At 70.4% G+C, this 22987-nt stretch carries 28 protein-coding genes and 1 tRNA gene; 10 read left to right on the forward strand and 19 right to left on the reverse strand.

All coding sequences use genetic code 11. The features are described from left to right. Positions 1 to 26 precede the first annotated feature (26 nt). The 3 genes from ACFWE2_RS05260 (at position 27) to ACFWE2_RS05270 (ending at position 2047) form a co-directional block, all read left to right on the forward strand. A complete protein-coding gene (locus ACFWE2_RS05260; RefSeq protein WP_377223160.1) occupies positions 27 to 1034 on the forward strand; it encodes a DnaJ C-terminal domain-containing protein in 1008 nt (335 codons plus the stop codon). Between the two features lie 91 nt (positions 1035 to 1125). After that, positions 1126 to 1578 (forward strand): heat shock protein transcriptional repressor HspR, encoded by a 453-nt coding sequence (locus ACFWE2_RS05265; RefSeq protein ID WP_377223161.1) that lies wholly within the window; start codon positions 1126 to 1128, stop codon positions 1576 to 1578. A 160-nt stretch (positions 1579 to 1738) separates the two neighbouring features. After that, the gene (locus ACFWE2_RS05270; protein ID WP_377223162.1) at positions 1739 to 2047 is read left to right on the forward strand and encodes a DUF1540 domain-containing protein; all 309 of its coding nucleotides are present in this window, start codon (positions 1739 to 1741) and stop codon (positions 2045 to 2047) included. A gap of 90 nt (positions 2048 to 2137) precedes the next feature. On the opposite strand, the gene ACFWE2_RS05275 is transcribed toward ACFWE2_RS05270, so the two are convergent. Continuing rightward, positions 2138 to 2905 carry a hypothetical protein gene (locus ACFWE2_RS05275; protein ID WP_377223163.1) on the reverse strand — a complete coding sequence of 256 codons (768 nt, stop codon included), beginning with the start codon at positions 2903 to 2905 and terminating at the stop codon, positions 2138 to 2140. A gap of 247 nt (positions 2906 to 3152) precedes the next feature. Between ACFWE2_RS05275 and ACFWE2_RS05280 the strand changes: the two genes are divergently transcribed. Next, positions 3153 to 6635: a sigma-70 family RNA polymerase sigma factor gene (locus ACFWE2_RS05280; protein WP_377223164.1), complete on the forward strand. Its 3483-nt coding sequence runs from the start codon at positions 3153 to 3155 to the stop codon at positions 6633 to 6635. Between the two features lie 10 nt (positions 6636 to 6645). Here the strand turns inward: ACFWE2_RS05280 and upp are convergent, their stop codons facing one another. Then, positions 6646 to 7281, reverse strand: coding sequence for a uracil phosphoribosyltransferase (gene upp / locus ACFWE2_RS05285; protein ID WP_377223165.1), 636 nt, complete (start codon positions 7279 to 7281; stop codon positions 6646 to 6648). A gap of 191 nt (positions 7282 to 7472) precedes the next feature. On the opposite strand from upp, the gene ACFWE2_RS05290 reads away from it, so the two are divergent. Next, positions 7473 to 7907: a nucleoside deaminase gene (locus tag ACFWE2_RS05290; RefSeq protein WP_377223211.1), complete on the forward strand. Its 435-nt coding sequence runs from the start codon at positions 7473 to 7475 to the stop codon at positions 7905 to 7907. Between the two features lie 7 nt (positions 7908 to 7914). Here ACFWE2_RS05290 and ACFWE2_RS05295 read toward each other — a convergent pair whose 3' ends face one another. Together ACFWE2_RS05295 and ACFWE2_RS05300 are read right to left on the reverse strand one after the other, a co-directional pair. Then, positions 7915 to 8556 (reverse strand): hypothetical protein, encoded by a 642-nt coding sequence (locus ACFWE2_RS05295; protein WP_377223166.1) that lies wholly within the window; start codon positions 8554 to 8556, stop codon positions 7915 to 7917. Then, positions 8547 to 9683 carry an L-histidine N(alpha)-methyltransferase gene (locus tag ACFWE2_RS05300; RefSeq protein WP_377223167.1) on the reverse strand — a complete coding sequence of 379 codons (1137 nt, stop codon included), beginning with the start codon at positions 9681 to 9683 and terminating at the stop codon, positions 8547 to 8549. Before ACFWE2_RS05300 ends, ACFWE2_RS05295 begins: the two co-directional genes overlap by 10 nt. A 71-nt stretch (positions 9684 to 9754) precedes the next feature. Between ACFWE2_RS05300 and ACFWE2_RS05305 the strand changes: the two genes are divergently transcribed. Further along, on the forward strand, positions 9755 to 10687 hold the full coding sequence (locus ACFWE2_RS05305) for a Sir2 family NAD-dependent protein deacetylase (RefSeq protein WP_377223168.1): 933 nt from the start codon (positions 9755 to 9757) through the stop codon (positions 10685 to 10687). 44 nt (positions 10688 to 10731) lie between these two features. Here the strand turns inward: ACFWE2_RS05305 and ACFWE2_RS05310 are convergent, their stop codons facing one another. Beyond that, a complete protein-coding gene (locus tag ACFWE2_RS05310; RefSeq protein WP_377223169.1) occupies positions 10732 to 11688 on the reverse strand; it encodes a transglutaminase-like domain-containing protein in 957 nt (318 codons plus the stop codon). A 304-nt stretch (positions 11689 to 11992) separates the two neighbouring features. On the opposite strand from ACFWE2_RS05310, the gene ACFWE2_RS05315 reads away from it, so the two are divergent. The 3 genes from ACFWE2_RS05315 (at position 11993) to ACFWE2_RS05325 (ending at position 14011) form a co-directional block, all read left to right on the forward strand. Beyond that, positions 11993 to 12952, forward strand: coding sequence for an arabinan endo-1,5-alpha-L-arabinosidase (locus tag ACFWE2_RS05315; RefSeq protein WP_377223170.1), 960 nt, complete (start codon positions 11993 to 11995; stop codon positions 12950 to 12952). Between the two features lie 187 nt (positions 12953 to 13139). Continuing rightward, complete coding sequence (locus ACFWE2_RS05320; RefSeq protein ID WP_377223171.1) at positions 13140 to 13406, forward strand: hypothetical protein; 267 nt, start codon at positions 13140 to 13142, stop codon at positions 13404 to 13406. Positions 13407 to 13408: 2 nt separating this feature from the next. Continuing rightward, positions 13409 to 14011 carry a hypothetical protein gene (locus ACFWE2_RS05325; protein ID WP_377223172.1) on the forward strand — a complete coding sequence of 201 codons (603 nt, stop codon included), beginning with the start codon at positions 13409 to 13411 and terminating at the stop codon, positions 14009 to 14011. Between the two features lie 133 nt (positions 14012 to 14144). On the opposite strand, the gene ACFWE2_RS05330 is transcribed toward ACFWE2_RS05325, so the two are convergent. Then, positions 14145 to 14882 (reverse strand): GntR family transcriptional regulator, encoded by a 738-nt coding sequence (locus tag ACFWE2_RS05330; RefSeq protein WP_377223173.1) that lies wholly within the window; start codon positions 14880 to 14882, stop codon positions 14145 to 14147. Positions 14883 to 15076: 194 nt separating this feature from the next. On the opposite strand from ACFWE2_RS05330, the gene ACFWE2_RS05335 reads away from it, so the two are divergent. Continuing rightward, positions 15077 to 15163: transfer RNA gene (locus tag ACFWE2_RS05335), tRNA-Ser, on the forward strand. Positions 15164 to 15232: 69 nt separating this feature from the next. Here ACFWE2_RS05335 and ACFWE2_RS05340 read toward each other — a convergent pair. The 13 genes from ACFWE2_RS05340 to ACFWE2_RS05400 are packed head-to-tail and all read right to left on the reverse strand — an operon-like array spanning position 15233 to position 22961. Beyond that, positions 15233 to 16429 carry a tyrosine-type recombinase/integrase gene (locus ACFWE2_RS05340; RefSeq protein WP_377223174.1) on the reverse strand — a complete coding sequence of 399 codons (1197 nt, stop codon included), beginning with the start codon at positions 16427 to 16429 and terminating at the stop codon, positions 15233 to 15235. A 53-nt stretch (positions 16430 to 16482) separates the two neighbouring features. Then, positions 16483 to 16710: a helix-turn-helix transcriptional regulator gene (locus tag ACFWE2_RS05345; RefSeq protein WP_377223175.1), complete on the reverse strand. Its 228-nt coding sequence runs from the start codon at positions 16708 to 16710 to the stop codon at positions 16483 to 16485. A gap of 13 nt (positions 16711 to 16723) precedes the next feature. Continuing rightward, positions 16724 to 17542: a replication initiator gene (locus tag ACFWE2_RS05350; protein ID WP_377223176.1), complete on the reverse strand. Its 819-nt coding sequence runs from the start codon at positions 17540 to 17542 to the stop codon at positions 16724 to 16726. Continuing rightward, on the reverse strand, positions 17499 to 18362 hold the full coding sequence (locus ACFWE2_RS05355) for a replication initiator (protein WP_377223177.1): 864 nt from the start codon (positions 18360 to 18362) through the stop codon (positions 17499 to 17501). Before ACFWE2_RS05355 ends, ACFWE2_RS05350 begins: the two co-directional genes overlap by 44 nt. Next, positions 18362 to 18700, reverse strand: a complete 339-nt coding sequence (locus tag ACFWE2_RS05360; protein ID WP_377223178.1) for a WhiB family transcriptional regulator — start codon at positions 18698 to 18700, stop codon at positions 18362 to 18364. Before ACFWE2_RS05360 ends, ACFWE2_RS05355 begins: the two co-directional genes overlap by 1 nt. Further along, positions 18697 to 19383: a DUF2637 domain-containing protein gene (locus ACFWE2_RS05365; protein WP_377223179.1), complete on the reverse strand. Its 687-nt coding sequence runs from the start codon at positions 19381 to 19383 to the stop codon at positions 18697 to 18699. The genes ACFWE2_RS05360 and ACFWE2_RS05365 overlap by 4 nt, the downstream gene beginning before the upstream one ends. 2 nt (positions 19384 to 19385) lie before the next feature. Beyond that, a complete protein-coding gene (locus tag ACFWE2_RS05370; protein WP_377223180.1) occupies positions 19386 to 21068 on the reverse strand; it encodes an FtsK/SpoIIIE domain-containing protein in 1683 nt (560 codons plus the stop codon). Further along, positions 21068 to 21313, reverse strand: coding sequence for a hypothetical protein (locus tag ACFWE2_RS05375; RefSeq protein WP_377223181.1), 246 nt, complete (start codon positions 21311 to 21313; stop codon positions 21068 to 21070). Before ACFWE2_RS05375 ends, ACFWE2_RS05370 begins: the two co-directional genes overlap by 1 nt. Continuing rightward, positions 21313 to 21537, reverse strand: coding sequence for a hypothetical protein (locus tag ACFWE2_RS05380; RefSeq protein WP_377223182.1), 225 nt, complete (start codon positions 21535 to 21537; stop codon positions 21313 to 21315). The genes ACFWE2_RS05375 and ACFWE2_RS05380 overlap by 1 nt, the downstream gene beginning before the upstream one ends. A 41-nt stretch (positions 21538 to 21578) precedes the next feature. Further along, entirely contained in the window at positions 21579 to 21842 is a 264-nt protein-coding gene (locus tag ACFWE2_RS05385; protein ID WP_377223183.1) for a hypothetical protein, read from the reverse strand. Continuing rightward, on the reverse strand, positions 21839 to 22102 hold the full coding sequence (locus ACFWE2_RS05390) for a hypothetical protein (protein ID WP_377223184.1): 264 nt from the start codon (positions 22100 to 22102) through the stop codon (positions 21839 to 21841). Before ACFWE2_RS05390 ends, ACFWE2_RS05385 begins: the two co-directional genes overlap by 4 nt. Further along, entirely contained in the window at positions 22102 to 22578 is a 477-nt protein-coding gene (locus ACFWE2_RS05395; RefSeq protein WP_377223185.1) for a hypothetical protein, read from the reverse strand. Before ACFWE2_RS05395 ends, ACFWE2_RS05390 begins: the two co-directional genes overlap by 1 nt. After that, entirely contained in the window at positions 22578 to 22961 is a 384-nt protein-coding gene (locus ACFWE2_RS05400; protein WP_377223186.1) for a hypothetical protein, read from the reverse strand. Before ACFWE2_RS05400 ends, ACFWE2_RS05395 begins: the two co-directional genes overlap by 1 nt. Positions 22962 to 22987 lie beyond the last annotated feature (26 nt).

A 22987-nucleotide genomic window follows, 5' to 3' on the forward strand; every position in this document is an offset into this window, starting at 1 on the left:
CCGATATCGACGCGGAAGGAGGTGCCATGACCGGTCAGGACTGGATGGAGAAGGACTTCTACGCCGTGCTGGGCGTACCGAAGGACGCCGACGACGCGGCCATCAAGAAGGCCTACCGCAAGCTGGCGCGCCAGCACCACCCGGACCAGAACCAGGGCAACGCGGCCGCGGAGAGCAGGTTCAAGGAGATCGGCGAGGCCTACGCGGTCCTGTCCGACCCGGAACAGCGCCGGCAGTACGACGCGGTGCGCGCGATGGCCGGCGGTGCTCGGTTCTCCGCCGGACCCGGCGGTGCCGGGGCGGGTGGCTTCGAAGACATCATGGGCGCCATGTTCGGCGGTTCCGCCGGCCGAGGCGGGCCGCGGGTGCGCTATTCGCAGGGCGGCGGCGCCGCCCCGGGCTTCGAGGACATCCTCGGTTCGATGTTCGGCGGCGGAGGCCGGTCAGCCTACGGTTCGGCGGGACCGACGGGGTTCGGCGCGCCCACGAAGGGGGCCGACGTCACCGCGCAGGTCACGCTGCCGTTCCGTGCGGCAGTGGAGGGCACCACCGCCGAGCTGGACGTCAACGGCCGCACCATCACCGCCCGGATCCCGGCGGGGATCAACGACGGCAAGAAGATCCGGCTGCGCGGCAAGGGCAAGCCGGGCGTCGCCGGTGGCCCGGCGGGTGACCTCGTGGTCACGGTGCACGTGGCGTCCCATCCCGTCTGGACGCTGGACGGGCTTGACCTGCGGATGACCGTGCCCGTCACGTTCGCCGAGGCCGCACTCGGGACCACGCTGGAGGTGCCGACCCTCGACGGTTCGACCGTGCGGCTGAAGGTGCCTGCGGGGACCCCGTCGGGACGGTCGATGCGCGTCAAGGGGCGCGGCGTGCACACGGCGACCGCGAACGGCGACCTGCTCGTCAGCGTCCAGGTGGTCGTGCCGCAGAAGCTCAGCAAGAAGGCCAAGCAGGCGATCGAGACGTTCGCCGCGGAGAGCGACGGCGAGGACGTGCGCGCCGGACTGGCCGAGCGGGCGGTGGAATGACCTCCGGCGCGGTGGGGCATGGTCCCCACCGCGCCGCGGTCGGTTAACCTGCCCGCACGCAGTTCCGAGCGAACGAGACAGGGAGGGGCACATGGTCGACGACGACGCACCCGTGCTCACCGTCTCCAAGGCGGCGGAGCTGGCGGGTATGCACCCGCAGACGCTGCGCCAGTACGACCGGCTCGGCCTGGTGGTACCCCGGCGTACCCGTGGTCGTGGCCGCCGTTACTCGCGCCGGGACGTGGCCCGGCTCCTGCAGGTACAGCGGCTCGCGCAGGTCGAGGGCATCAACCTCGCCGGGATCAAGCGCATCCTCGCCCTCGAGGCGCACGTGTCGGTCCTGGAGGAACGCCTCGGTGACCTGCTGATGCGGGTTCAGGAGGAGGGGCGCGTGTTCGCCGCGGGACCTGCCGCCGGCGACGTCGTCGTCGTGCAGCGCGGCCAGCGGGTCCGGAGCACGGCGATGCGCGTCGACCTCGAGCACCGCGGCGTCGGCGGTGGAGCAGTGGTGCTCTGGCGGCCGTCGCCCCGGCGCGAGGACTGAGCACCCCTACCGCCGACCATTTCGGTAACGCAATTCTTTCGTTAATCGAGAATGCGCCGATAAAGGTAGGTAAGGCATTCCTTGCTCTACGCGTTCTGCATTTCAGGAATATGCTCGGGCTAATCCGGATGTTCACGCGCGGGTCAATGAGGAGTGAGTCATGAGCACGCTGATGGAAATGCCCGAGGTCGCCGAGTGCTCGATCGAGGGCTGCGGCTACAACCACGACCACGGCTGCCACGCCGGCGCCGTCACCATCGCAGGTCACGAAGGTGACGCCTCCTGTGCGACGTTCATCCCGCTGAGCACGAAGGGCGGTCTCGACAAGGTCATCGCGCACGTCGGTGCCTGCCAGCGCGGCGAGTGCGTGCACAACGACCACCTCGAGTGCAGCGCCTCGTCGATCCGCGTGGGTGCAGGGCCCGAGCAGCCGGGGCACGCCGACTGCCTCACGTTCCAGGAGCGCTGACCGGCTCTGCGGAAAGCGACAGAGCGCCCGCTCGACGGTGAGCGGGCGCTCTGGCTTTTCGTTCGACGTCTGCGGTTCGACGTCTGCGGCTCAGCGAGCCAGGTGGTCCAGGAGGAGCAGCGCGTCGTCGTGCGTCCCCGGCAGGCGTTCGACCCAGACCCGGGTCGGCCTGCGCACCTCGGTGGTGAGGCCGAGCACCTCGGCATTGCGCTCCACGACGCGGCGCAGCGACTGACCGAGTTCCGCGGTACTGGGACCGCGCTCGCACAGCACCACGAAGGTGCCGTCGCCGACGGCGGCCATCGGGTGGCCCTCACCGAAGACCTGATGGAGGGTGCGGCCGATCGCCGCCGAGCGCGCGAGCCGCTGCCACGTGTCGAGGCTGTCGAGGCCGACGTCGAGCACCAGCAGGCAGTGGGTGGTTCCGGCGGTGGAGCCGATGCGCTGCGCGGTGCCGTAGGTCTCGCGCAGGCGCTCGCCCAGGTACTCGCCGGTCGGCAGGCCTGTCGACGGGTCGTGCGTGGCTATCTGATAGGGCACCCGTTCGCGCTCTCCCACCCAGCCGATCGCCGCGGCGCGCAGCGCGCCGACGTCGGTGGGGCGGCCGAACGCGGCGTACAGGCAGGCGACGTCGTCCAGCGCCTCGGTGATCCCGGCGCCGACGGCGGCCCGCGCGGCACCAAGACGCTCCGCGGGCGCGATCACCCCGCGGCCCTCGGCCAATGCCTCTGCCAGCGCTTCGGCGGCGGGATGCTCCCAGTCGTTCGGCCGGATCCAGACCGACGCAAGACTCGTAGCGCGCCACCGCTCACGCAGGTCATGTACACGCACCCGCGCCTCCTGCTGTGACTCACTCATGATGAAAGGACCCTCACGGGGATACATCATGACGCACCTTCGGCCGTGGTGTACCGCACTTCACCCGAACCTGATGCCAGAAATGTTTTTTCCACCCCCAAAACCCCGACGGGGCTCTATAGTCTTGGACAGGACACAGCCGAGAGTCTGGGTAGACGTGAAGCAAGCCGAGAGCAGCACGGGGGGAACCCCGAGTGACGCGGAACTGATCCTGCAGGTCAGGTCGGGTGACCGCGAAGCCTTTGGCGTGCTCTACGAGCGTCACGCGGCTGCCGCGCGCGCGCTCGCGCGGCAGTACGTCTCGCCCGCTGACGCCGACGACGTCGTCGCGGACGCCTTCAGCAAGCTCTTCGAGATGCTGCGTCGCGGCGCAGGCCCCGACGCAGGGTTCCGTCCCTACCTGTACACGGTGGTCCGCCACCGGTCGTTCGACGTGTCCCGCGGCGCCGCACGTACGCGCCCGAGCACCGACGACGAGATCGAGTCGGTGGTCGGCCGGGTCGCGTCCGACGAGGACCCGGCGCTCGCCGGCTTCGAGCGCAGCGTCGTCTCCAAGGCCTACTTCGACCTTCCCGAGCGCTGGCGCGAGGTGCTCTGGTACGTCCTGGTCGACGACCTGAAGCCCGCGCAGGTGGCGCCGGTGCTGGGGCTCAGCCCCAACGGTGTGTCCGCTCTGCTCTACCGGGCCAAGGAAGCGCTGCGTGCCGGCTACCTGCAGCAGCACCTGACGCATGCCCCTTCGGACACGTGCCGCTCCGTGAACCCGCTGCTCGGCGGGTACGTGCGGGACAGCCTGTCCAAGCGGGAGACCACGAAGATCGCCGACCACCTGGCGACCTGCGGCACCTGCAGCGCCCTGGTGCTCGAGCTGCACGACGTCGCCCACGGCATGAAGACGGTCATCGCTCCGCTGGTGCTCGGCGCGGGCGGGCTGGCTCTCGTCGGCGCCGGCGCGCCGATCGGTGGGATCTTCGTCGCGGCCAAGGCCGGTGCGGGGGCGGGTGCGGCTGCCGGAACCGCGCCCGCGGCGACGGCGACCGTCGGTGCGGCCTCGACCGGCACGTTCTCGGGTGCGGTGTCGTCGGCGGTCTCCGCCACCGCCAGTGCGTTCGCCGCCGCGACGGGCGGCAGCGTGGCGGCCGGCGCGATCGCGGTCGCGGCCGTCGGCGTGGTCGCGGCGCTGCAGATCGCGGGACCCAGCGACCCGGAGCCGGTGGCCAACGACAAGGTGATCAGCACCGAGGACGGCCGCGGGCTCCCCGGCGCCGAGGAGATCAACGGCAAGCCGGTGTCGCCGTCCGACACCGATGTCGAGCCGGACCCGGCCACGCAGGCAGTTCTCCGCGTCGACTACACCGACGCCTCGAACCCGCTGGCTCCGCGCGAGCACCAGATCCTCGGGTTCACCATCACGAACGCGGGCGAGGTCGCCGCGACAGGTACGCAGCTCGAGCTCACGCTTCCCCCCGGTCTGACCATGACGCCGGACGAGGGGCCGTTCGGCACGGGTGTGGGCGGACGGCTGGTCCGCGACACCGCCGAGCCGACCGCAGGCGCCGACGACGGCGGGACCGCGACGCCCGACGCCGGCGCGGGCGAGAACAGCGCCGACGGCACGGAGCCCGAGAGCGTCCCCGACGGCGAGACGCAGGCCGAGCCGAGCGCGTCGCCCAGCGCGCCTGCCACGGTGGGACCGCTCCCGAACAGCGGCCCGATCGCCTGCAACCCGACCGAGCAGGCGAACGTGCTGCTCTGCTCGCTCGGTGAGGTCGCACCGGGACAGGCGCACCGCGTCGAGGTGCCCGTCCGGGCCAACGCCGGTGGTGACTATCCCATCGGTGCCGAGGTGTGGGCCGACGGTCTCGACCACGTGACCATCGATCTCGCGGACCGCACGGTCGCGTCGTTCGGCCCGGAGCTGTCCGCGTCGACCGACAACGTCTCGCTGGGCAGCCCGGGGACCGCCGCGCTGCCGATCCGTGTCAACAGCACCGGCGACCAGACCGTGCCCGGGGACTGGGGCGTCGAGGTGTCGCTGCCCGACGGTGTCAGGCCCGCCGAGGCGCAGCCCGAGCTGTCCTGCACGGCCACGGAGTCGCCGAACGCCTGGTTCTGTGCCCCGCACACGGGTACCGACGCGGCGACGGCGGTCGCCCCAGGTGACGGCCGCGTCGTGGCGCTGAACGTCACGTCCGTCGTCGAGGCATCGTCGGAGGCCACGGAGCTCGGCGTCGCCAACATCCGTCCGGTCGTCACCGGCGGTTACGCGTACTCCACCACCGCGACGGTGACCGTGACGTCGGCCTGGGCGAACGCCGCCGACGGCGTGGGCGCGGTCACTGCCTCCTGCCTCACCGAGGGCGGACACGGCACCGCCGACGCCGTGGTGACCGGCTCGTACACCAACACGACTCAGCGCACGGTGCGGGTGGCCCTCCAGGCGGCCGGTACCAGCGCTTCCACGGGCAAGAGCCTCGCACCCGGGGAGTCCATCGAGCTAACGGCGCACGACGGCCTGCGGCTTCCGGCGGGTCAGGCGGTCTTCGTCCTGGCCGCCGATGTGGACGGCCGGACCTACAAGACGCCTGTGCCGGCGGGTGACCATCAGGGAGTGGACTGCTACACGCCGTCGTGGTCGACCGAGGTGAGCGCACAGACGATCAACACCGGCGGCACCGTGACGGTCGAGGGCAAGGTGACCAACACGTCGGACGAGACCATGACTGTCGACATGGTGGTCACGGTCGATGGCACCGCCCTGAAGTCGGTGTCCCTCCCCGTGACGCCGGGCGGAACTCAGACGCTGACCGTCGACACCGGTAGCGCGGCAGTGCCCGAGGGCGAGGCAGTCTTCCGCCTCGCACGGGAGGGCAAGGACGAGGACGGCGACGCGCCCGCCGAGGCGGTCGTGTCCACGGACAACCCGACGGCGCACTACGACGCCGCGACCATCGCCCCAGCACTGGGTGACAAGCCCGTGATCGCAGGAGCCTGCGAGTTCGACGTCGAGCAGGACCGCTCGGTGCAGAAGTTCGCCTTCACCGCCGACAACACGAAGTCGACACTGCCGGTGCGGTTCCACGCGGGGGACGTGACCAGGACTGTCGAGGCCGGACAGACCCAGGTGATCGAGTACCCGGTCGTCTGGGGCACCGAGACCTCTGAGATCACGGCCGGGGGCAAGGTGCTGGACACGGCGAACGTCTCGTTCGAGTCGTGCGCCGAGCTCGAGTGGCCCAGCGACGCCGTGTCGGTCGGCACCGAGACGCAGTGCTCCGCCGACTCGCAGGTCCAGCTCCTGGCGACCGTGGACAACCGGACCGGCCGCGACTGGATGGGCCTGCTGGTCCGCGAGAGCAGCAACGACATCGGCTCCGACCAGGCGGTGCCCGCCGGGCAGCCCACCACTCTCACGCTGACCCGGCAGACCCCCATCAGTACCGAGGGCTCGGTCACCGTACGGCTCTACCGTCAGCTCGAGGGCGAGACCCACGAGGTGGAGTGGTCGTACGGCGTCCAGGGCGAGAACTGCATCGGCGCCGTCGAGTGCGAACCGACGCAGGGCGCGACGCCGACCGTCTCTGGCGGTGAGTGGCAGTGGCCGTGGCAGGACTACGCCGCCTGCGGCGAGGAGCCGGCGACCGAAGAGCAGACTGCCGAGGAGCCGGCCACCGAGGAACCGGCCACCGAAGAGCAGACCGCCGAAGAGCAGACGGCCGACCGAGCCTGACGCCTGGGCGTCAGACGATGCCGTACAGGCGGTCGCCCGCGTCGCCCAGACCGGGCACGATGTAGGCCTTCTCGTTGAGCCGCTCGTCCACGGCGGCAACGACGACGGTCAGGTTCGCGCGGTCGCCGACGTGCTCCTCGAGAAGCTGGACACCCTCGGGCGCCGCGAGCAGGCAGACCGCCGTCACCTCGCGGGCGCCGCGCTCCAGCACGTAGTCGATGGCGGCGACCAGGGTGCCGCCCGTTGCGAGCATCGGGTCGATCAGGAACACGTGCCGGCCGGTGAGGTCGTCGGGCAGGCGGTTCGCGTACGTGACGGCCTTGAACGTCTCCTCGTCGCGCACGAGGCCGAGGAACCCGACCTCCGCCGTCGGGAGCAGGCGGCTCATGCCGTCGAGCATGCCCAGGCCGGCGCGCAGGATCGGCACCACGAGCGGCGGCGGCGACGCGAGGCGGGTGCCCGTCATGGTCGCGACCGGAGTCCTGACCTCGTGCGGCTCGGTGGCGATGTCCCGCGTGGCCTCGTAGGCCAGGAGCGTGACGAGCTCGTCGACGAGCAGGCGGAAGGTGGGCGAGGTGGTTGTCTCGTCCCGCAGGACGGTCAGCTTGTGGGCTACCAGCGGGTGATCGACGACGTGGAGGCGCATGGGCCCAACGCTACCGGGCAGTTGCCCGCAACGGCCGCGTGGAGGCCCCGAACGTTGCCAGGCCCACACCCGGCGTCGGCCACACCGGGTTGTCAGCCGTGCGGTTCACTAGGGTGAGCCGTGTGGCTGAGACGTCGGAGGGCTTGAGCGCGATGAGCGTCGCCGAGCGCCGCGCGCACTGGGAGAGCTGGATGGGCGCCGCGCTCGACGAGGCGCGCCGTGCCCTCGACACCGGCGACGTACCAGTCGGCGCCCTGGTGCTCGACGAGGCCGGCGGGGTCATCGGCGTCGGGCACAACGAGCGCGAGGCGACAGGAGACCCGACCGCCCATGCCGAGGTCCTCGCGATGCGGGCCGCCGCCGCGGCGCGCGGCGAGTGGCGGCTGTCCGGCTGCACGCTGGTGGTGACGCTCGAACCGTGCCCGATGTGCGCGGGTGCGCTGGTGCAGGCCAGGGTGCGACGTCTGGTGCTCGGCGCGTGGGACCCGAAGGCAGGCGCCACCGGCTCGGTTTGGGACCTCGTGCGCGACCAGCGTGCGCTGCACGAGGTGGAGGTGCTCGGCGGCGTGCGCGAGGGGGAGTGCGGGGCGCTGCTCCGCGAGTTCTTCGAGGCGCGGCGCGGCTGATCCGCCGTCAGACCTGGGGCAGTGCCAGGTGAAGCTGGTCGAGCAGCGTGCGGAGCCGGAGCAGGTACAGCCGTTCGTTCGCGAGGCTGGACAGGTTCGATCCGGCGGACGTGTCCTGGTACTTGATGAGCATGAGCTCGAACTCCGTCAGGTCCCGCCGCCAGTTGTAGCCCTGCACCTGCTCGCGCCAGCGGTGCAGCTGCCCGACGAGCGGGCTGTCGGGCGTCCGGCTCAGCACACCCGAAGCGAGCGCCGTGTCGACGGCGGACAGCGCGAGCCGGGGACTGACCGACAGGGCGCGGTCACCGCCGGTCCGGAGCCCGGCGAGACGGCGCTCGACGATCGCGCGGTTCTGCTGCAGCTCGAAGACCACCGAGGCGACCACCTCCGAGCGGCGTTCCGTCTCGGCGTTCTGCCGCTCCACGACGAGCCCGGTGACACCGGCGAGAAGCGTCAGCGAGTTGACCCAGGGTTCCCACTCGGGTCCGACACCGAGTATCCACAGGATGCCGAGCACAAAGGCGATGCCGAGCAGGGCATACGTGGTCACGGCGACGATCACGCGCCGTCGGCGGGCCCAGCGGCGGCTCGACCACGCCACCAGGGCTCGTCGCCGCAGCAGGCGCAGCCGCGCCCGCATCACTTCCACACGTCGAACGTCGGCAGCTTGACCGGCGCGTTCTCGTCGGGAGCCAGGAGGCGCAGCTCCAGACCGAACGGGTTGTGCCGCTGCGTGTGCCGGTAGTGCTCGCGCTGCACATGGGTGGTGCGCAGGCCCGCGCTGGCGACGAGCTGGTCGATGCGCTCCGTCGTGTACTTGCGTGTCGTGTACAGCCGGATCGTGTCCTGCGGCTTGAGCCGGATCGGCCGGCTGCCCGGGACGTGCATCCGGATCGCCTCCGAGCCGGCGTTCTGCCAGAACACCTTCAGCAGGATGCTCTCGTCCTCGACCGATCCGGTGAACCTGATGTGCTCGAGGTCGATCTTGAGGTCGGTGTTGTAGCGGACGGCGCTCGCGACGAACTCCACGAACCCGCGGGTCTGGCGGTACTCGGCCTCGGTGTCGCGCACCGCGACGTCGGACAGGCTCTCCGTGCTCGCGAACTCGACGAGCATCCGGTCCTGCGGACGGAGCACCTTGGCGAGGCCGTTCAGGAAGTCCTCGTCGCCGTCGAAGTTGGCGACCGTGTTGCCGACCAGCGAGTAGAGGATCGGCTCGTCGTCGACCAGACGGTCGAGGAACTGCTTGAGCTCCTCGAGGTTCCCGTCCAGGGAGAGGTCGATCTGCAGGCCGAGCGAGCGGTCCAGCGGGAAGCGCGCCTCCCGGACGGCGGTGCGGGAGCCGGTCCGGAGCATCTCTGCGCTCATGTCGATCGGGATGTAGAGCATCGACGGGTTGGCCCGCCACATCGTCTCCAGGAACATCCCGTCCTTGGCGCCGGTGCCGACGCCCAGGCTCACGAGGTGTACGCACTCGTCCGTGACGAGCGGCGAGATGGTGCGCCACTGCCTGCGGAACATCTCGGTGCCGACCTTGATGACCATGTAGGTCGGGTCGTTCGAGGCGTTGGACCAGGCGATGGTGGGACCGATACCCCAGTAGGCGTACCCCGACGGGACGCGCTTGCCGTCGCCGGTGCTCGAGTGCCCGTCGTCGAGGTACTGGGCGAGGGTGGCGAGCTTGTCCGACTGGTCCTCGCCGACGAGGGTCACGGACCACGCGAAGTCGTCGCCGGCCAGGGTGCTGTCGATCCTTGATATCGCTGAGTCGCCCACGCGGTCCCCTCGTGCTCCGGTGCGAAGAGATCCCAGGCTAGCGGGATGCGGTCCGGTGCGAAATGGAACACATGGCGGCGCCGCCGGACCGCTCGCGGCATACCCTCGTAAGCGTGTTCCCTCAAGCCCGACCCACCACCTGGCAGCCGGAGCCCGTCGAGGTCGCCCGCACCACGGTGGACGACGCCGTCGACGTGCTCGCCGGCCTGCGGTTCACCGCGCTCACGGGCGCCGGGGTCTCCACCGACTCAGGCATACCCGACTACCGCGGCCCGGACTCCCCGCCTCGAAACCCGATGACCTACCAGCAGTTCGTGGGCGACGAGGAGTTCCGCCGTCACTACTGGGCCCGCAACCACGTGGGCTGGAAGCACGTGAACCGGACGGTGCCGAACGCCGGGCACCGGGCGCTCGTCCGGCTGGAGGAGCGCGAGCTCCTCGCCGGGATCATCACGCAGAACGTGGATCTGCTGCACGAGGACGCGGGCTCGCGCAACGTCATCGACCTGCACGGGCGTTACGACCGGGTGATCTGCCTGTCCTGCGGCAGGGTCATCTCGCGCACGCACCTCGCCGAGCGCCTGGACGCCCTGAACCCGGACTTCCTCGAGTCGGTCGGTGACGTCGCGGACATCGAGATAGCGCCCGACGCCGACGCCGTCATCGAGTCGACCGCCCACTTCCGGCCGGCGCCCTGCGAGTTCTGCGGCGGGGTCCTCAAGCCGGAGATCGTGTACTTCGGCGAGAACGTGCCGCGCGAGCGGGTGGAGCGGGCGTTCGCGATGGTGGACTCGGCCGACGCGCTGCTCGTCGCGGGCTCGTCCCTGACCGTGATGAGCGGGCTCCGGTTCGTGCGGCACGCGGCAGGCGCGGGCAAGCCCGTCGTGATCGTGAACCGCGGCATCACCCGGGGCGACAAGTACGCGACGGTGAAGATCGAGGCGGGCACGAGCGACGTCCTGCAGGAGCTGGCGGCCCGGCTCCCGGACCCCTCACCGAGGTAGAACCGTGGCGGGGTGGTTCTACCTCGGCGGGGTGCGCGGGACGATCAGCGGAGGGCCAGGTCCGTGATGCCGGCGTGGCCCGTGGGCGAGAGGGTGAGCACGCGCTCGCCCGGGCGTAGCCGGACGTCCCCGCGGTAGAGCTCCGCGAGCTGGTCGGCCGCCTCGGAGTCCCCGGCGTCCGCCGCGACGAGCAGGTAGGCGAGCTCGTCGGCGACGGCGTCGAACTCGGCGTCGGACATGTCGGCGCCCGGGAGGCCGGCGTCCTCCACCCAGGCCGACGCGTGTCCGCTGCCGGCGTCGCGGAGGTTCCGTGCACCGAGCTGCGGTCCCCACATGTCCCAGAGCAGCAGCTCGTCGCGATGCCGGTGAGCCACCTCGAGCAGCACGTAGTAGCGGACGAAGTCCTTGCCGTGCAGGTGCGGCACGTCGGGCGTGACGCCGAAGGTGGCCGGGTCGGCGGTCCCGGAGCGGATCGCCAGCCACGACTCGGCAGCCGTCGGGAACGGCGACCCGGGCCCGGTGGGCATGTCGTTGACGTCGAAGTCGAAGTCCTTCTGGTCGAGCTCCGGGTCGAACCGCACCCAGCGGCTGCCGTCCCAGCGCTCACCCACGACGTGGTCGGCGTGCCAGCCCGGCGTGAAGTACGTGGCGAACCCGATCCGGGACCGCGCAGGCACGCCGTGCGTACGCAGCACGCCGACCGCCAGGAGCGTGTGGTCGCGGCAGCAACCGGCCACCTGCTGCGCCTGCGTGCGCGGCCCGTCGAGCGGCGCGCGCATCTCCGCTGCGTCCAGGATCGAGGTCAGCCAGCGGCGGTCGGGATCGGCCTTCTGTGCCTCGGTCAGCTGCGGGCTACCGGCCCGGTAGTGCACGACGGCGGAGCAGACGAACCGGTGCAGCTCCTCCGGGTCGGTGCTCAGCTCGGAGAAATATCCCGCGTGATTTCCGGGGTTTGAGTACGGACTGTGGTCCGAGTAGTCGAAGAGCGTGGGCGCGGGCATCGGTGTCCTCCCTCGGCGGTGTCGGAAGGCTACCGCGCAGACCGCGAGATTTGACAGCCCGTTTCGGCGACCGTTTCGAGGCGCCGCACCGGGGTGTTGGCGACACTGCTCCCGCCTGCACCTTGACGGGCCGATTCACCCGCCCCACACTGTTCTACAACCTTGTAGAAGCCGGAGCGACGACGGTCCGGACCCGGAATGTGAGCGCTCACAACCAGGCCTCGTCGCGGTCGGCACCTTCCGGACGGAGGCAAAGATGCACCAGTTCCGAACACGATCAGCCGGCAGAGCCCGACACCGACAGGTGGCCGTAGCGCTGCTTGTCGCCGCCGGGCTCGCGATCAGCCCCGCCGCGTCGATGGCGGCACCCAGCGCCGTGGCGGCCTACCCCAACCCGGGGACCGTCACCGGGAGCACCGGCGTGCACGACCCCGAGGTCGCCAAGACGCCGTCCGGCGGCTACCTGCTCGCCCACACGGGCGACGGGATCACCCTCAAGACGTCCACCGACCGCACCCGGTGGAACGACGCCGGCGCCGCGTTCCCGAACGGCGTCCCGTGGGCGCACGCGTACACGAACAACAGCAACCACGTCTGGGCGCCGGACATCACCTATGTCAACGGCCGCTACTACCTGTACTACTCGGCCTCGACGTTCGGCTCGAACCGTTCGGCGATCTTCCTCGCCACGAGCACCACTGGTGCGCAGGGTTCGTGGACGAACCAGGGCCTCGTCATCGAGTCACGCACGTCGGACAACTGGAACGCCATCGACCCCAACCTCGTCATCGACCAGTCCGGCCGCTGGTACCTGAGCTTCGGCTCGTTCTGGTCGGGCCTCAAGATGATCAGGCTCGACGCGGCGACGGGCAAGCGGTCCGGGACCGAGTTCCACAGCATCGCCGGCCGCGGCGGCGGCGCCATCGAGGCGCCGACCATCCACTACCGGGGCGGCTACTACTACCTGTTCGTCTCGTTCGACGCCTGCTGCCAGGGCGCCAGCAGCACCTACCGCGTGATGGTGGGCCGCTCGACGTCGGTCACCGGTCCGTACGTCGACCGCGCGGGAACCGCCATGAACTCCGGTGGTGGGACCGAGATCCTGGCGGGCCACGGAAGCGTCCACGGGCCCGGCCACCAAGCGGTGATCGCCGACAACGACGCCGACGCGCTCTTCTACCACTACTACACGGACAGCGGGGCGCCCCGCCTCGGCATCAACCTGCTCGGCTACGACTCCTCAGGCTGGCCGTACGTCTACTGAACCCGTTGAGTGCTGGGTACTTGCGCGTTCTGAGGGCGGAGCGCACAAATACCCAGCACCCAGCGTCGGCGGTCAGGGGCAGGCGCAACTGACGAGATAATTGTTGAACAACCTAGATACTTATGTCGGACGGCGCTAGCCTGGTTGTGCAGCGATATCTGCCCGCTCACGCCGGAGGATGACCGACATGGCCGAACCGACAGTGCAGCAGCCCGTGGGGCACCGGCTCGGCCTGCTGGTCCGCGCGGTGCCCCTGCTCCGGCGCCGGGCGCGGGTGGCGGCGGGCGTCCTGCACCTGCACCTGGACCTCGCCGTCACGGACGACGCCGACGCCGCGGCTGCTCTCGAGCGCATTCTCGGTGTGCTGGGTCCGGGGGACCGGGTCTACGTCGTCGGCCCGCCTGACGTGGCGGAGCCGCGGGTGGATGACCGGCCGTTCACCATCTGGGCCTGACCGTGCCAGGCCTGGGGCGGCTGGTCGAGCGGCACGTCACCGTCGCGCGCACCACCGTCGCTACGGTCACCTACGTCCTGCTGGCCACCGCCTTCGTGCTGGGTGTGCTGTGGTTCGCGCTTCCCGGAGAGCCGCGCTGGGAACCGGCCGTCAACTCGCTGACCCTCATCGCGGGTATGACGGGGCTGATCGTCGAGCGGCTGAGCAGCGAGGCGGAACGACACGCTCAGGTGCTCGCGGCGGTCCGGCGCGAGCTGGAGCGCAACCGGGCGGTGCTCGCCGACAACGAGTTCGCGCGGACGACGGACGACCGGCCGCGAGCCGTCTTCGCGCGGCTCGCTGTCTCCGCCGTCGACGCGGCGCTCGTCTCGGGGGCGCTCGACCGGCGTCGGGACACCGTGCTGGTGACCGCGCTGCACCGCTGGCGCGACACGGTCCAGGGCTTCAACCGGCGGCTGGACCTCACCGAGAACATGAGCGTGCTGGAGCGGCAGTCGGCGGGGGAGCGTGAGGTGTGGGACGCGGCGATGCGGCTGCGGGGCGGTTATGTCGCCAACACGAGAGCGCAGCTCGAGGAGCTGCTGGCGGTGCTGCCGGTGCGGTGAGGCGGTGCGTGGGCTGTTGGCGCGGCGGAGGGGCGGGATACGCCACGTGCTCCGGGGAAGCTGATATTGAGCGGGATGTGTTGCTCTCGGTCGACAATGTCCACTCTGAGTGACACGTCTTGCTGCCGTGGCGTCAGGCAAGGTCGCCGGGTGTGCGCCGGGAGTACGCCGCCGCGACCGTCCGCTCCGACTGGACGAGGTACTCGTCGAGCTCCGCTGCTGCTGCCGCGCTGTTCCCGGCGAGGGTCATCTCCAGGATGCGTGCGTTGCGCGCCACGTAGGGGGCGTGCAGGTACTCCGGGTTGGCGAGGAGGCCGAACGCGAGACGCAGCTCGGCGGAGACAGTGGCGTAGAGCCGGTCGAGGTGCTCGCTGTCGCAGAGCGCGACGATCCCCCGGTGGAACTCCATGTTGGCCGTGCCGGCCGTGCGCCAGTCCTTCTCGTCGCGGGCGCGTTCCGCGCTCTCGACGGCCTTGCGCATGATCTCGGTGGCCGGGTGCCCGGGCAGCGCGCCGCGCAGGGCCTGGCCCTCGATCATGCGGCGTACGCGATAGATGTCGAGGATCGACGCCAGCGTGGGGATGGCCACCATGACCCCGGCATGCGGGCGCCGGACGAGCAGGTTCTCGTGCGTGAGCACCCGGAAGGCCTCGCGCAGCGTGTTGCGCGAGACCGCGAGGGTCTCGGCGACCGCCTTCTCCGAGAGGCGTTCGCCCGGGCGGGCCTTGCCCGTGATGATCCAGGTGCGGATCGAGGCTGCCGTGCGCTCCACGAGGTCGCCCGCCTTGGCGTCTGACGGGTCGTCCGCTCCGTCCACCGCAGCATCAGCCGCGGTGTCGGAAAGAGGTTCTGCGTCAGCGGTCGTCGCCATGAGACCACTCTACGGTCGGGCCCGGGTCGCCGGATGATGCGACGCGTCCGGAGGATCTGGCGGTTCCGGTCGTCGGACGGTCGTCGGCTGGGGGAGACGCTGGTCACTGTGTGCGTGGGGCGCCGGAGTCGATTCGTGGAACAGGGCTTCGACCGGGTATCCTGCTACGGCCCGCTGCTGTAGCGGCGGGTAAAGGTAGCGTGTCCGAGCGGCCTAAGGAGCACGCCTCGAAAGCGTGTGTGGGTGAAAGTCCACCGTGGGTTCAAATCCCACCGCTACCGCACCCTGAAGGCCCCCAACCGCGTAACTCTGCGGATCTGGGGGCCTTCGTCATGCCGGGCACTCCGTTTTCACTCCGGATTGGCTTCCGGGTCGGCTTCGGCCTCTGCCTGTTGGACGAGCTGATCGATGACGATCCGCAGGTCCGGGGCGATGTGCGTCCGCCTCACATAGTGCCGCACGGTGGTTCCTTCGTCAGCGTGGCCGAGCAGCGCCGTCGCGTTCGCGATGGTCGTCTCATTCGCGACCCGCGTTGCGATCGTCCGGCGGAAGTCGTGCGGCGTCACGGTGATTCCCGTTCCCTCGCGAGCCTGGCGCAGCTGCTCACGAACACGGCCGGGGGAGCGGGGCGTGCCCTCCGTCGAGGGGAACACGAGTTTGTCCGGCCCACCGTCGAGGCCCAGGCCGATCGCCTCTCGGAGAGCCGTGACCACGAAGTCCGGCAGCGTGATCGTGCGTCGGGAAGTGTCCGACTTCGGCTTGGGCTGTCGTGCCAGCCGGCCCTTGACGACGCCCGCTGGCGTTGTCTCCTCGACCCGGACCACCGTGCCGGTCACGGTGAGCGTCGGCACCTCCGCATCCAGGTCGAGGTCCGTTTGCCGCAGGGCCAGGCACTCACCGATCCGCAGGCCCGTACCGATCATCGTGTCCACGATCTGGGGCAGGAGTGTGATGCTCCGCTTGCCACGAGTGGCCGGGGGACGGCTCTCCCAACTCCGGACGGCGGCCCGCAGCTTCACGATGTCGTCCAGTTCGAGCGTGTGCACCTCAGCCCGCCGAGGCTTGCGAACGGTCACGGCATCGCGAACAGGGTTGAACGGTGCGGCGCCGTACCGGACGCACATCATCATGACCTGCGAGAGGACGTTGCGGGTCTGGCGGGCGGTGTCGTGCTTGCCGGCAGCGCTCAGCGCCATCAGGACCCGGTTCACCGCGACAGGCGTCACCTCCCGCACCCGCAAGGCGCCAAGAGCCGGCCGCAGTTCACGGTCCAGCGTGGCTACGTAGGTGTTGAGCGACTGCGAGGCCACCTGACCCTCAGCACGTTTCTCGCGGACCCACTGGTCAAAGACATCCGACATCGACGTCTCTGGCTCGACCGCCGTTGCCCCGCCGACCAGCCCCGCGTCACGCATGTTGTGGAGCTTGTCCTCCAACGCGCGTTCAGCCTTCGGCGCCGACGCCCCACGAGCCTGGGGACGGTGATAGTGCCCCGCGAAATCGCGGAACCGCGCCTGCGCCACCCACTTGCCGGGCTTGATCTCCACGCTGCTGATGTGGCCCCATCGACCAGGTTCCAGGGCCTCTCGTCCTCCCATGGTCAGCCCGCCTTCCGGGTGTCGGTGACGCTGTCCAGCCACGCCTCAACCTCGGCCGGGCGATACCGCAGCCGTGCCCCGACACGAAGCACCTTCGGCCCGCCGCCACGGCTCGACCAGGCGTAGACGCAGTGCAGCGTCACACCCAGGTACTCCGCCAGTTCGTCCGGCGTCATCAGCCGGCGCGAAGATGCGGCGCCGATCGACCTCACGTTGTCGTTGCTACCCATGACATCCCCTTCGTCAGGCCGCGTGCGCGGCTGATGTTGCGGCGGTTGCCGAACGGCTATCCACAGGCCCTGTTGACCCAGGTGGGGCCAGGCCGAGGACTTGTTTCGCAGCGTCGTACTGACCACGCCGGCGCAAGGTCTCTTGCAGGCTCGCGGCGATCACAGCCGCGTACGTGTAGGACCCGGCTTCGGGCTCGCGCCAGACGTAGCGGGCGTGCCCATCGCTGGTCTCTTGGGTGGTCGAGAGGCGGTCGGCGTCGTCGTGCTCGATGCCCGCGGCTTCCAGGGCCTGGCGGACGACGGCGGCACGGTCGGCCCGGTGCTGCGTGAGGGTCTTGCCCGACCACCCGCGCGAGACCAGGACACGGCGACCGCCGAGACCGAGGTTTTCCCGGTCGTGCGCTGGAGACAGGCACCCACCGGGCTTCATGCCAGGCGTGGGGCTCTTGGGCTGGACGCCGTACCGGAGCCAGTTCGCGCAGTCGGGGCCGCAGGGCAGGACCTTCACGTGAGCGTGCAGCCGGTCTATGTGCTTGTCGTAGGCGACCCGGGCGGCGGTGTCGGCGTCGTCGTCTCCGGCGGCGTAGGTGCCGGAGATGGACTTGGTGAGGTACTTGCAGAGGTAGCGCACCGCACGGTCAGAGTCCGGCGTGCCACCCAGGAGGCCCTTGATGTCCACCTGCTTGCCGAGCCGGACCACGTGCGCGGGGTCTTGCAACTGCGAGGTGGCTTCCTTCCACGTCGGCAGCACCTCACCCGTGTGCGGGTCGAGGTAGTTCGCGGTCTCCTCATCCCCACACGGGCGGTTCGGTGTGCTCGCCGTAGACGACATTGGCGTCGGTGCACGGCGGCCACCAGGCGGCGAAGTAGGTAGCGGCGGCGACCTGCTTCACGATCGCGCGCGGGATGGTGCCCCGGATCGCGGCGTGCAGGTGCGGCGCGAGGCGCTTCTGCGGCTCGACGGCGGCGAAGTATTGGACCGTGTAGCCCGCGCAGCGACGCAGGTTCTGCATGAACCGGTCCACGACGCGCGAGAACATCAGGGCGTCCAGCGCTGCCTTGCGGTAGTCGTAGGTGCGGGGGTTGGCCGGAACCCCGGTGGATTCCCACTTGCCGTCAGCGCGGCGACGGCGGCCGATGTCGCCGTACGAGCCGAGCGTCAGAGTGAGGAACATCGAGGGCCGGAAGGTCTGGCCTGTGCGGGGATCGGTGAACGTGCGACCGAGGGTGCCGCTGGTCATCTTCTGCGTGGGCAGGTCCGGGACATCGGGACGACGACGAGTCGAGCGAGTCACCCGCTCAGGAGCCGGCTCGTCCTCCTTCTCGTCGTCGTCCTCGTCAGGTGCCGCAGTCGGTGCCGGGGGCACGTCGGGTTCGTCGTCGCGGTGCCAGCCCTCGCGGCACTGGTGCATCCGAAGCCGGCGAGCCTTCTCGGCGCACGCCTTGCACTTGGACTCGCGGGTGGAGCCGCACGGGATCGGCACGATGTGCGTAGTACCGATCTCGCGGTCGAACACGGACCGCACCACGGGCGAGGTGCAGACCCCGTTGGCCTCAGCACCAGCACGGGCAAGTTCGCGCGCCTGGCGGGCGGCATCCTCGACGTCGAGGCCCACGGCGTGCGTGTCGAGGGTGGTGCGGAACGAGACCATCAGGCAGCTACCTCCACAACATCGGCAGTCGTGTCGAGACCGGGCAGGTCGAGGGGCAGCGTTCCCTGCACCGGCACGGGCGCGGTGTCGTCTGACAGTTCGGCGAACAGGTCGGCCCTGGACACCTCACGCCACTGTGTGCGGTCGGCGCCGGCCCAGAACCCGGCAGTGGTCTCCTTCTCGACGGCCTCACGAGCGCACGCAGCGGCGATGGGGCAGGCGACGCAGACACCGAACATGCGAGCCATGTCGGCGGGCGCGGCGTTCTCGCTGATCCACGGGAGGCCGACGTTTTCCGGGCGGGCGCAGGCAGCGCCGGTCAGGCGGTCGGTGCTCATGCCGTCACCCCCGGCAGGTCCAGACCCGGCAGCGCGTTCTGCTCAACTGGGCCACGACGGCGGGAGGTCCGTGACGACCGGACCGGACCCAGTACGGGGACGGGCGCTGATGCCGGGACCGGAGTAGTAGCAGGCTCATCAGCAGCCGGCGCAGGTCCGAGAGCCGGCAGCGAGGCCGGCGACGGCAGCGCTTCGGCGGGCTCAGCTTCGACGTGCTCGGGCTCGACGGCCGGCGTCGGGTCGTCGGTCACGACGAGGGAGGCCAGGGCGTGGGTGGAGGTCAGGACTGATAGGGGCGCGAGGGCGACCAAGACCACGCCGACGACCGTGCGTAGCTGCGGGCCGACGTCGTAGGCGTGAGCGGCGTTGGCGCCGATGGACACGACAGTGAACAGCAGCATCAGTGTCCAGGCCCAGGCCGAGGAGCGACCCCGGGAACGGAGCACCAGCGCAACGAGCCCGTAGACGAGCACGGAGGCATCGATCACGACGGGGACGAGGAACGCAATCCCTTCGGGGACACGGCCCCAGAGTGCGGCGTCTCGTAGCGAGGCGAACGAGAGGGCGAACGACGCCAGGGCGACGGCCGCGGTGGTGATGACCGTGACGATCAGGACGGGCCGGGAGTCGGCGGCGATCCGGGCCACCGGGCCGGCAGTGCGAGCGGGGCGTGCGGTGTTCATCGTCAGTCCTCCTCTGTGGCCGGAGCAGCGGCCGGCCGGGCAGCACGGGGCGCACGGGGTGCCCGAGGCTTGCGCGGGGCGCGGGGCTTGCGCTGACGAGGAGCCGGGTTTTCCTCCGGTACGTCGGCCTCGGCAGGTGCGTCGTCGGAGTTGGCGACGACGGCGAGGCGTCCACCAGCGCGGGCCCAAGCTTCGGCGGCGTCCATCCCAGAGCGCGGCGCGGCGGGAGCGTCGGGAATGGGTGCAGCTGTGGTGTCGGCGGGGGCGGCGTAGTGCAGAGCGGTGGTGCGGATGAGGTCGTCTGACCAGTAGTCGAACCGGACCAGCATGGGGGTGCCGTCCTCGGTGACGAGGTAGGCGGTGCCGGGGTCGTTGCGGTTGATCGTGTGTGCGGGACCCAGGGGCGCGAGCCCTTCCAGGACCATCACGGTTTCGGCCTCGCTGTCGAGCCGGAGGGCGATGCGTTGGGTGTAGAGGGACCGGGTGCCGCCCACAGCTTCCTGACGGGGGTTCTGCCCGCACGAGAGCACGACGACGCCGAGGGCGCGTCCCTGGGTAAGGATCTTGGACATGAGCCGCTCAGCCTCACGGCGGGTGTCCGGTTCGGCGTAGGCCATCAGGTCCGAGAGCTCGTCCACGATCAGGACGTGCAGCGGGTCACCGGCAGCCGGCACGTGGAGGCGGGAGACTCCGCGCATGGCGGCGCCGCGCTTATCAATGACGGCCAGGAGGGCACGCAGGACCCGTACGGCGTCCTCGGCGGTGTAGGCGACCTGCCCGAACAGGGCGCGGCCGGTCTCGATCTCCAGTCCCTTCTTGAGGTCCACGCCCCACAGGCAGACCAGGCCGGCGTGCACGGCGGGGGCGAGACCGCCGACGACAGACCAGAGCACGGAGCCCTTGCCGGATCCGGAGGCACCGACGACGAAGGTGTGTCGGCCCTGGATGACCAGGCGGCACTCATCACCGGAGCGAGTGCGCCCGACGGGAACGGCGTTGGTGGTGATCTTGTCGGGGTTGGGCAGTGCCGCCGAGCGGGGAGCAAGGCGCGCAGTGGTGAACAGCACCAGGTCCAGGACGCGCGGGGTGACCTGCGCGGTGTCGTACCCGTGCGCGGAGTACGCCGTGGCGAGGGCCGGCGCAGCCCTACGAATGGTGTCCAGGGTCTGACCCTCGAACGTCTGGATTCGCAGGGTGACGGACCCGCGTCCGTGAATGACCTTGCGCAGGCGGGACACGATGGCTGTGCCGTCCCTCTCCAGCCGGTGGAGCCCGCACGCCTGGGCGGTCTTGGCCCAGCTTCCGCGGATTGCCCAGGCGTTCGTGCGACGCCGGTAGTGCCACGGGAAGAGGGCAGCCCACAGGCCAAGGAACAGGCCCGGGCTCATGGAGGCCACCAGCAGGAGCAGAGGGCCGGTGGTGCGGTCTCCGCGCCACTCCGCCAGCACGAGGGCTCCGTGCCAGAGGAAGGCGAGCACGAGCCCGACCACTGGGACGCCGGGGTGCTTGACGGCCCAGGTACCACACGCTCGGGTGAACCCCCATGACCGGCGGGCCAGGAACACCGAGACGCGGACGAGGATGCGCCAGAGCAGGCCCAGGCGACCGGGGCGGCCGGTCGTCGCGGCAATGATCCGGGCACGAGCCCGGGCGTCGTAGTCACGGAACTTCGCGGCCGGGTTCATCACTCGTCCCCGTCCCGCTCGGCGCGCAGGCGGGTGAGGATCGTTCCGCGCGCGGCGCTCATGGTGTTGTAGACGGCCCAGGACTCCTCGCCCAGGTCCTTGTGCAGGCCCGAGGCGTCCCACGCGTCCTCGATCCGGTTCCGGGCCTGGGACCACTGCACCAAGGCGGCATCGGTGTACTTGGCGGCGTCCTCCAGCGCCTCGACCACTCGACGGTTGATCTTCTTGGTCGTGTTCTGAGCCATCAGGTCATCCCTTCCTTGGCCTCATGCGGTCGCACGAGGGCTTCGGCTTCGTCGATCAGCGCGTGCAGCTGCACCCGCACCTGATAGATCCGCTCGGCCAGGTCGGCGTCCAGGGGGACCAGGTACGCCCCACCGAATGCGAGCAGCGCGTACGCCTCGTGAATCTGAGTGACGCCGTCCCGGGCCGTGGTGACCAGGTCTCGGCGTTTGGCGGCCTCATCCATCGCGGGATCGGTCGGGCCTGTGTACGCCCACCGCTTCGGCATCAGCCCCGACCCCCGTTGCCGTCCGGCCGGCCGACCCATCGACCACGCGCGTCGTAGAACTCGGGCCGTTCGACGCGATGTGCGGCGCGAGCCGCGCGGCGGATGTCTTCCTGTAGGGGCTTGGCCAGGTCGTGCATGCCTTGGATCTGATCGGCCGCGCCGAGTGCTCCTGTGCTGTTCAGGACCCGTGCCGCACGGGCCAACGAGTTCACGGCCTGAATCAGGTAGTCGGCGGCGATGGCCAGGTCATCAGCGCGTGTCACTGGGAACCACCTGTCCGGGGCAGGAGGGCCAGGCCGAGGGCGGCGGGCAAGAGCAGGCCGGTTCCGGTCAGGAACCCTGCGGTCCCGGCGCCGACGAGCCAGACCGTGCCGGTCAGTGCACCGGCGATGAACGCGACCAGGCCGGCCATGGCCAGCAGCCACGAGGCGCGAGAGACCAGGGTCAGGACCCGACGGGCCGGACCCGAGGGGGCGGGAACCGAAGCCCCCGCCACCCCCGATGCGTGACGCGGCAGGTTCATCACGCAGCCGCCTTCACGCTGTCGCCGGAGCTGCTCGACTCGCCGGGGTTGTCATCGGTGCTCTCGTCGATGCCGTCACCGAACAGCGGCACCGACTGCCACCCATCCCGGGCACCCGGGCCTGTCGGCGTGGGGTGATCGGCCACCGGTTCATAGGCGGTCACCCGGACGGAGTACGGGATCATCCGTGGGTCGTCAGCGATCCAGCCTGACCAGTCACGCCGCAGGTATGTCGGCGCGCTCCCACCCAGGACTTTGACCGCCTGTGCCGCCGGGTCCAGACCCACACGCGCGGCAATCCGCTCCGCGCCTGCGAAGTCGTCGGCGTGCACGTCGAGCACCAGCACCTCGACGGGCCTCAACCCATCGCCCGGGTAGAGCGCGCCCGAGTCGAGTCGGATACCCACGGCACCGACCGACCACAGGCCGTCCAGGACCCGGAGCACTGCGAGCAGGTGCCCCACGGGCGCCGTCATCAGGCAGCCGCCTTGGGTGCGGTCTTGGCGCCGGCCATCTCGGAGATGCCGGATGCCTCCCACGAGGTGGTGAGCCCGTTGTTGCGCTTGTCGACGCGGACCGAGGCAACCAGGTCCTCGAACTTGATCGGGGAGAACAGCGACGGGGCGGGCATCTCCCGCGCCGGGACCGTCACCTTCACCGACTCCGTGGAGACCCGGCCCCAGTTCACCGACTGGTACACCACCTCGACACCCCACAGCGGGGCGCCCGTGTTCTCGTCGCGGGCCTGGACATCGCCCGGACGACGCTTGCCGTCCACCTCGATCCACTCGTTGACCGGCTCCACCACGCCGGTCGCCATCATCTGCTGTCGGTTGCTGTCCACAGCGAACATCGCCATCTCTGCATCTCCTCAGTCACCTGCTG

The sequence above is a fragment of the Promicromonospora sp. NPDC060271 genome (assembly GCF_042726755.1).
GTDB lineage: Bacteria > Actinomycetota > Actinomycetes > Actinomycetales > Cellulomonadaceae > Promicromonospora.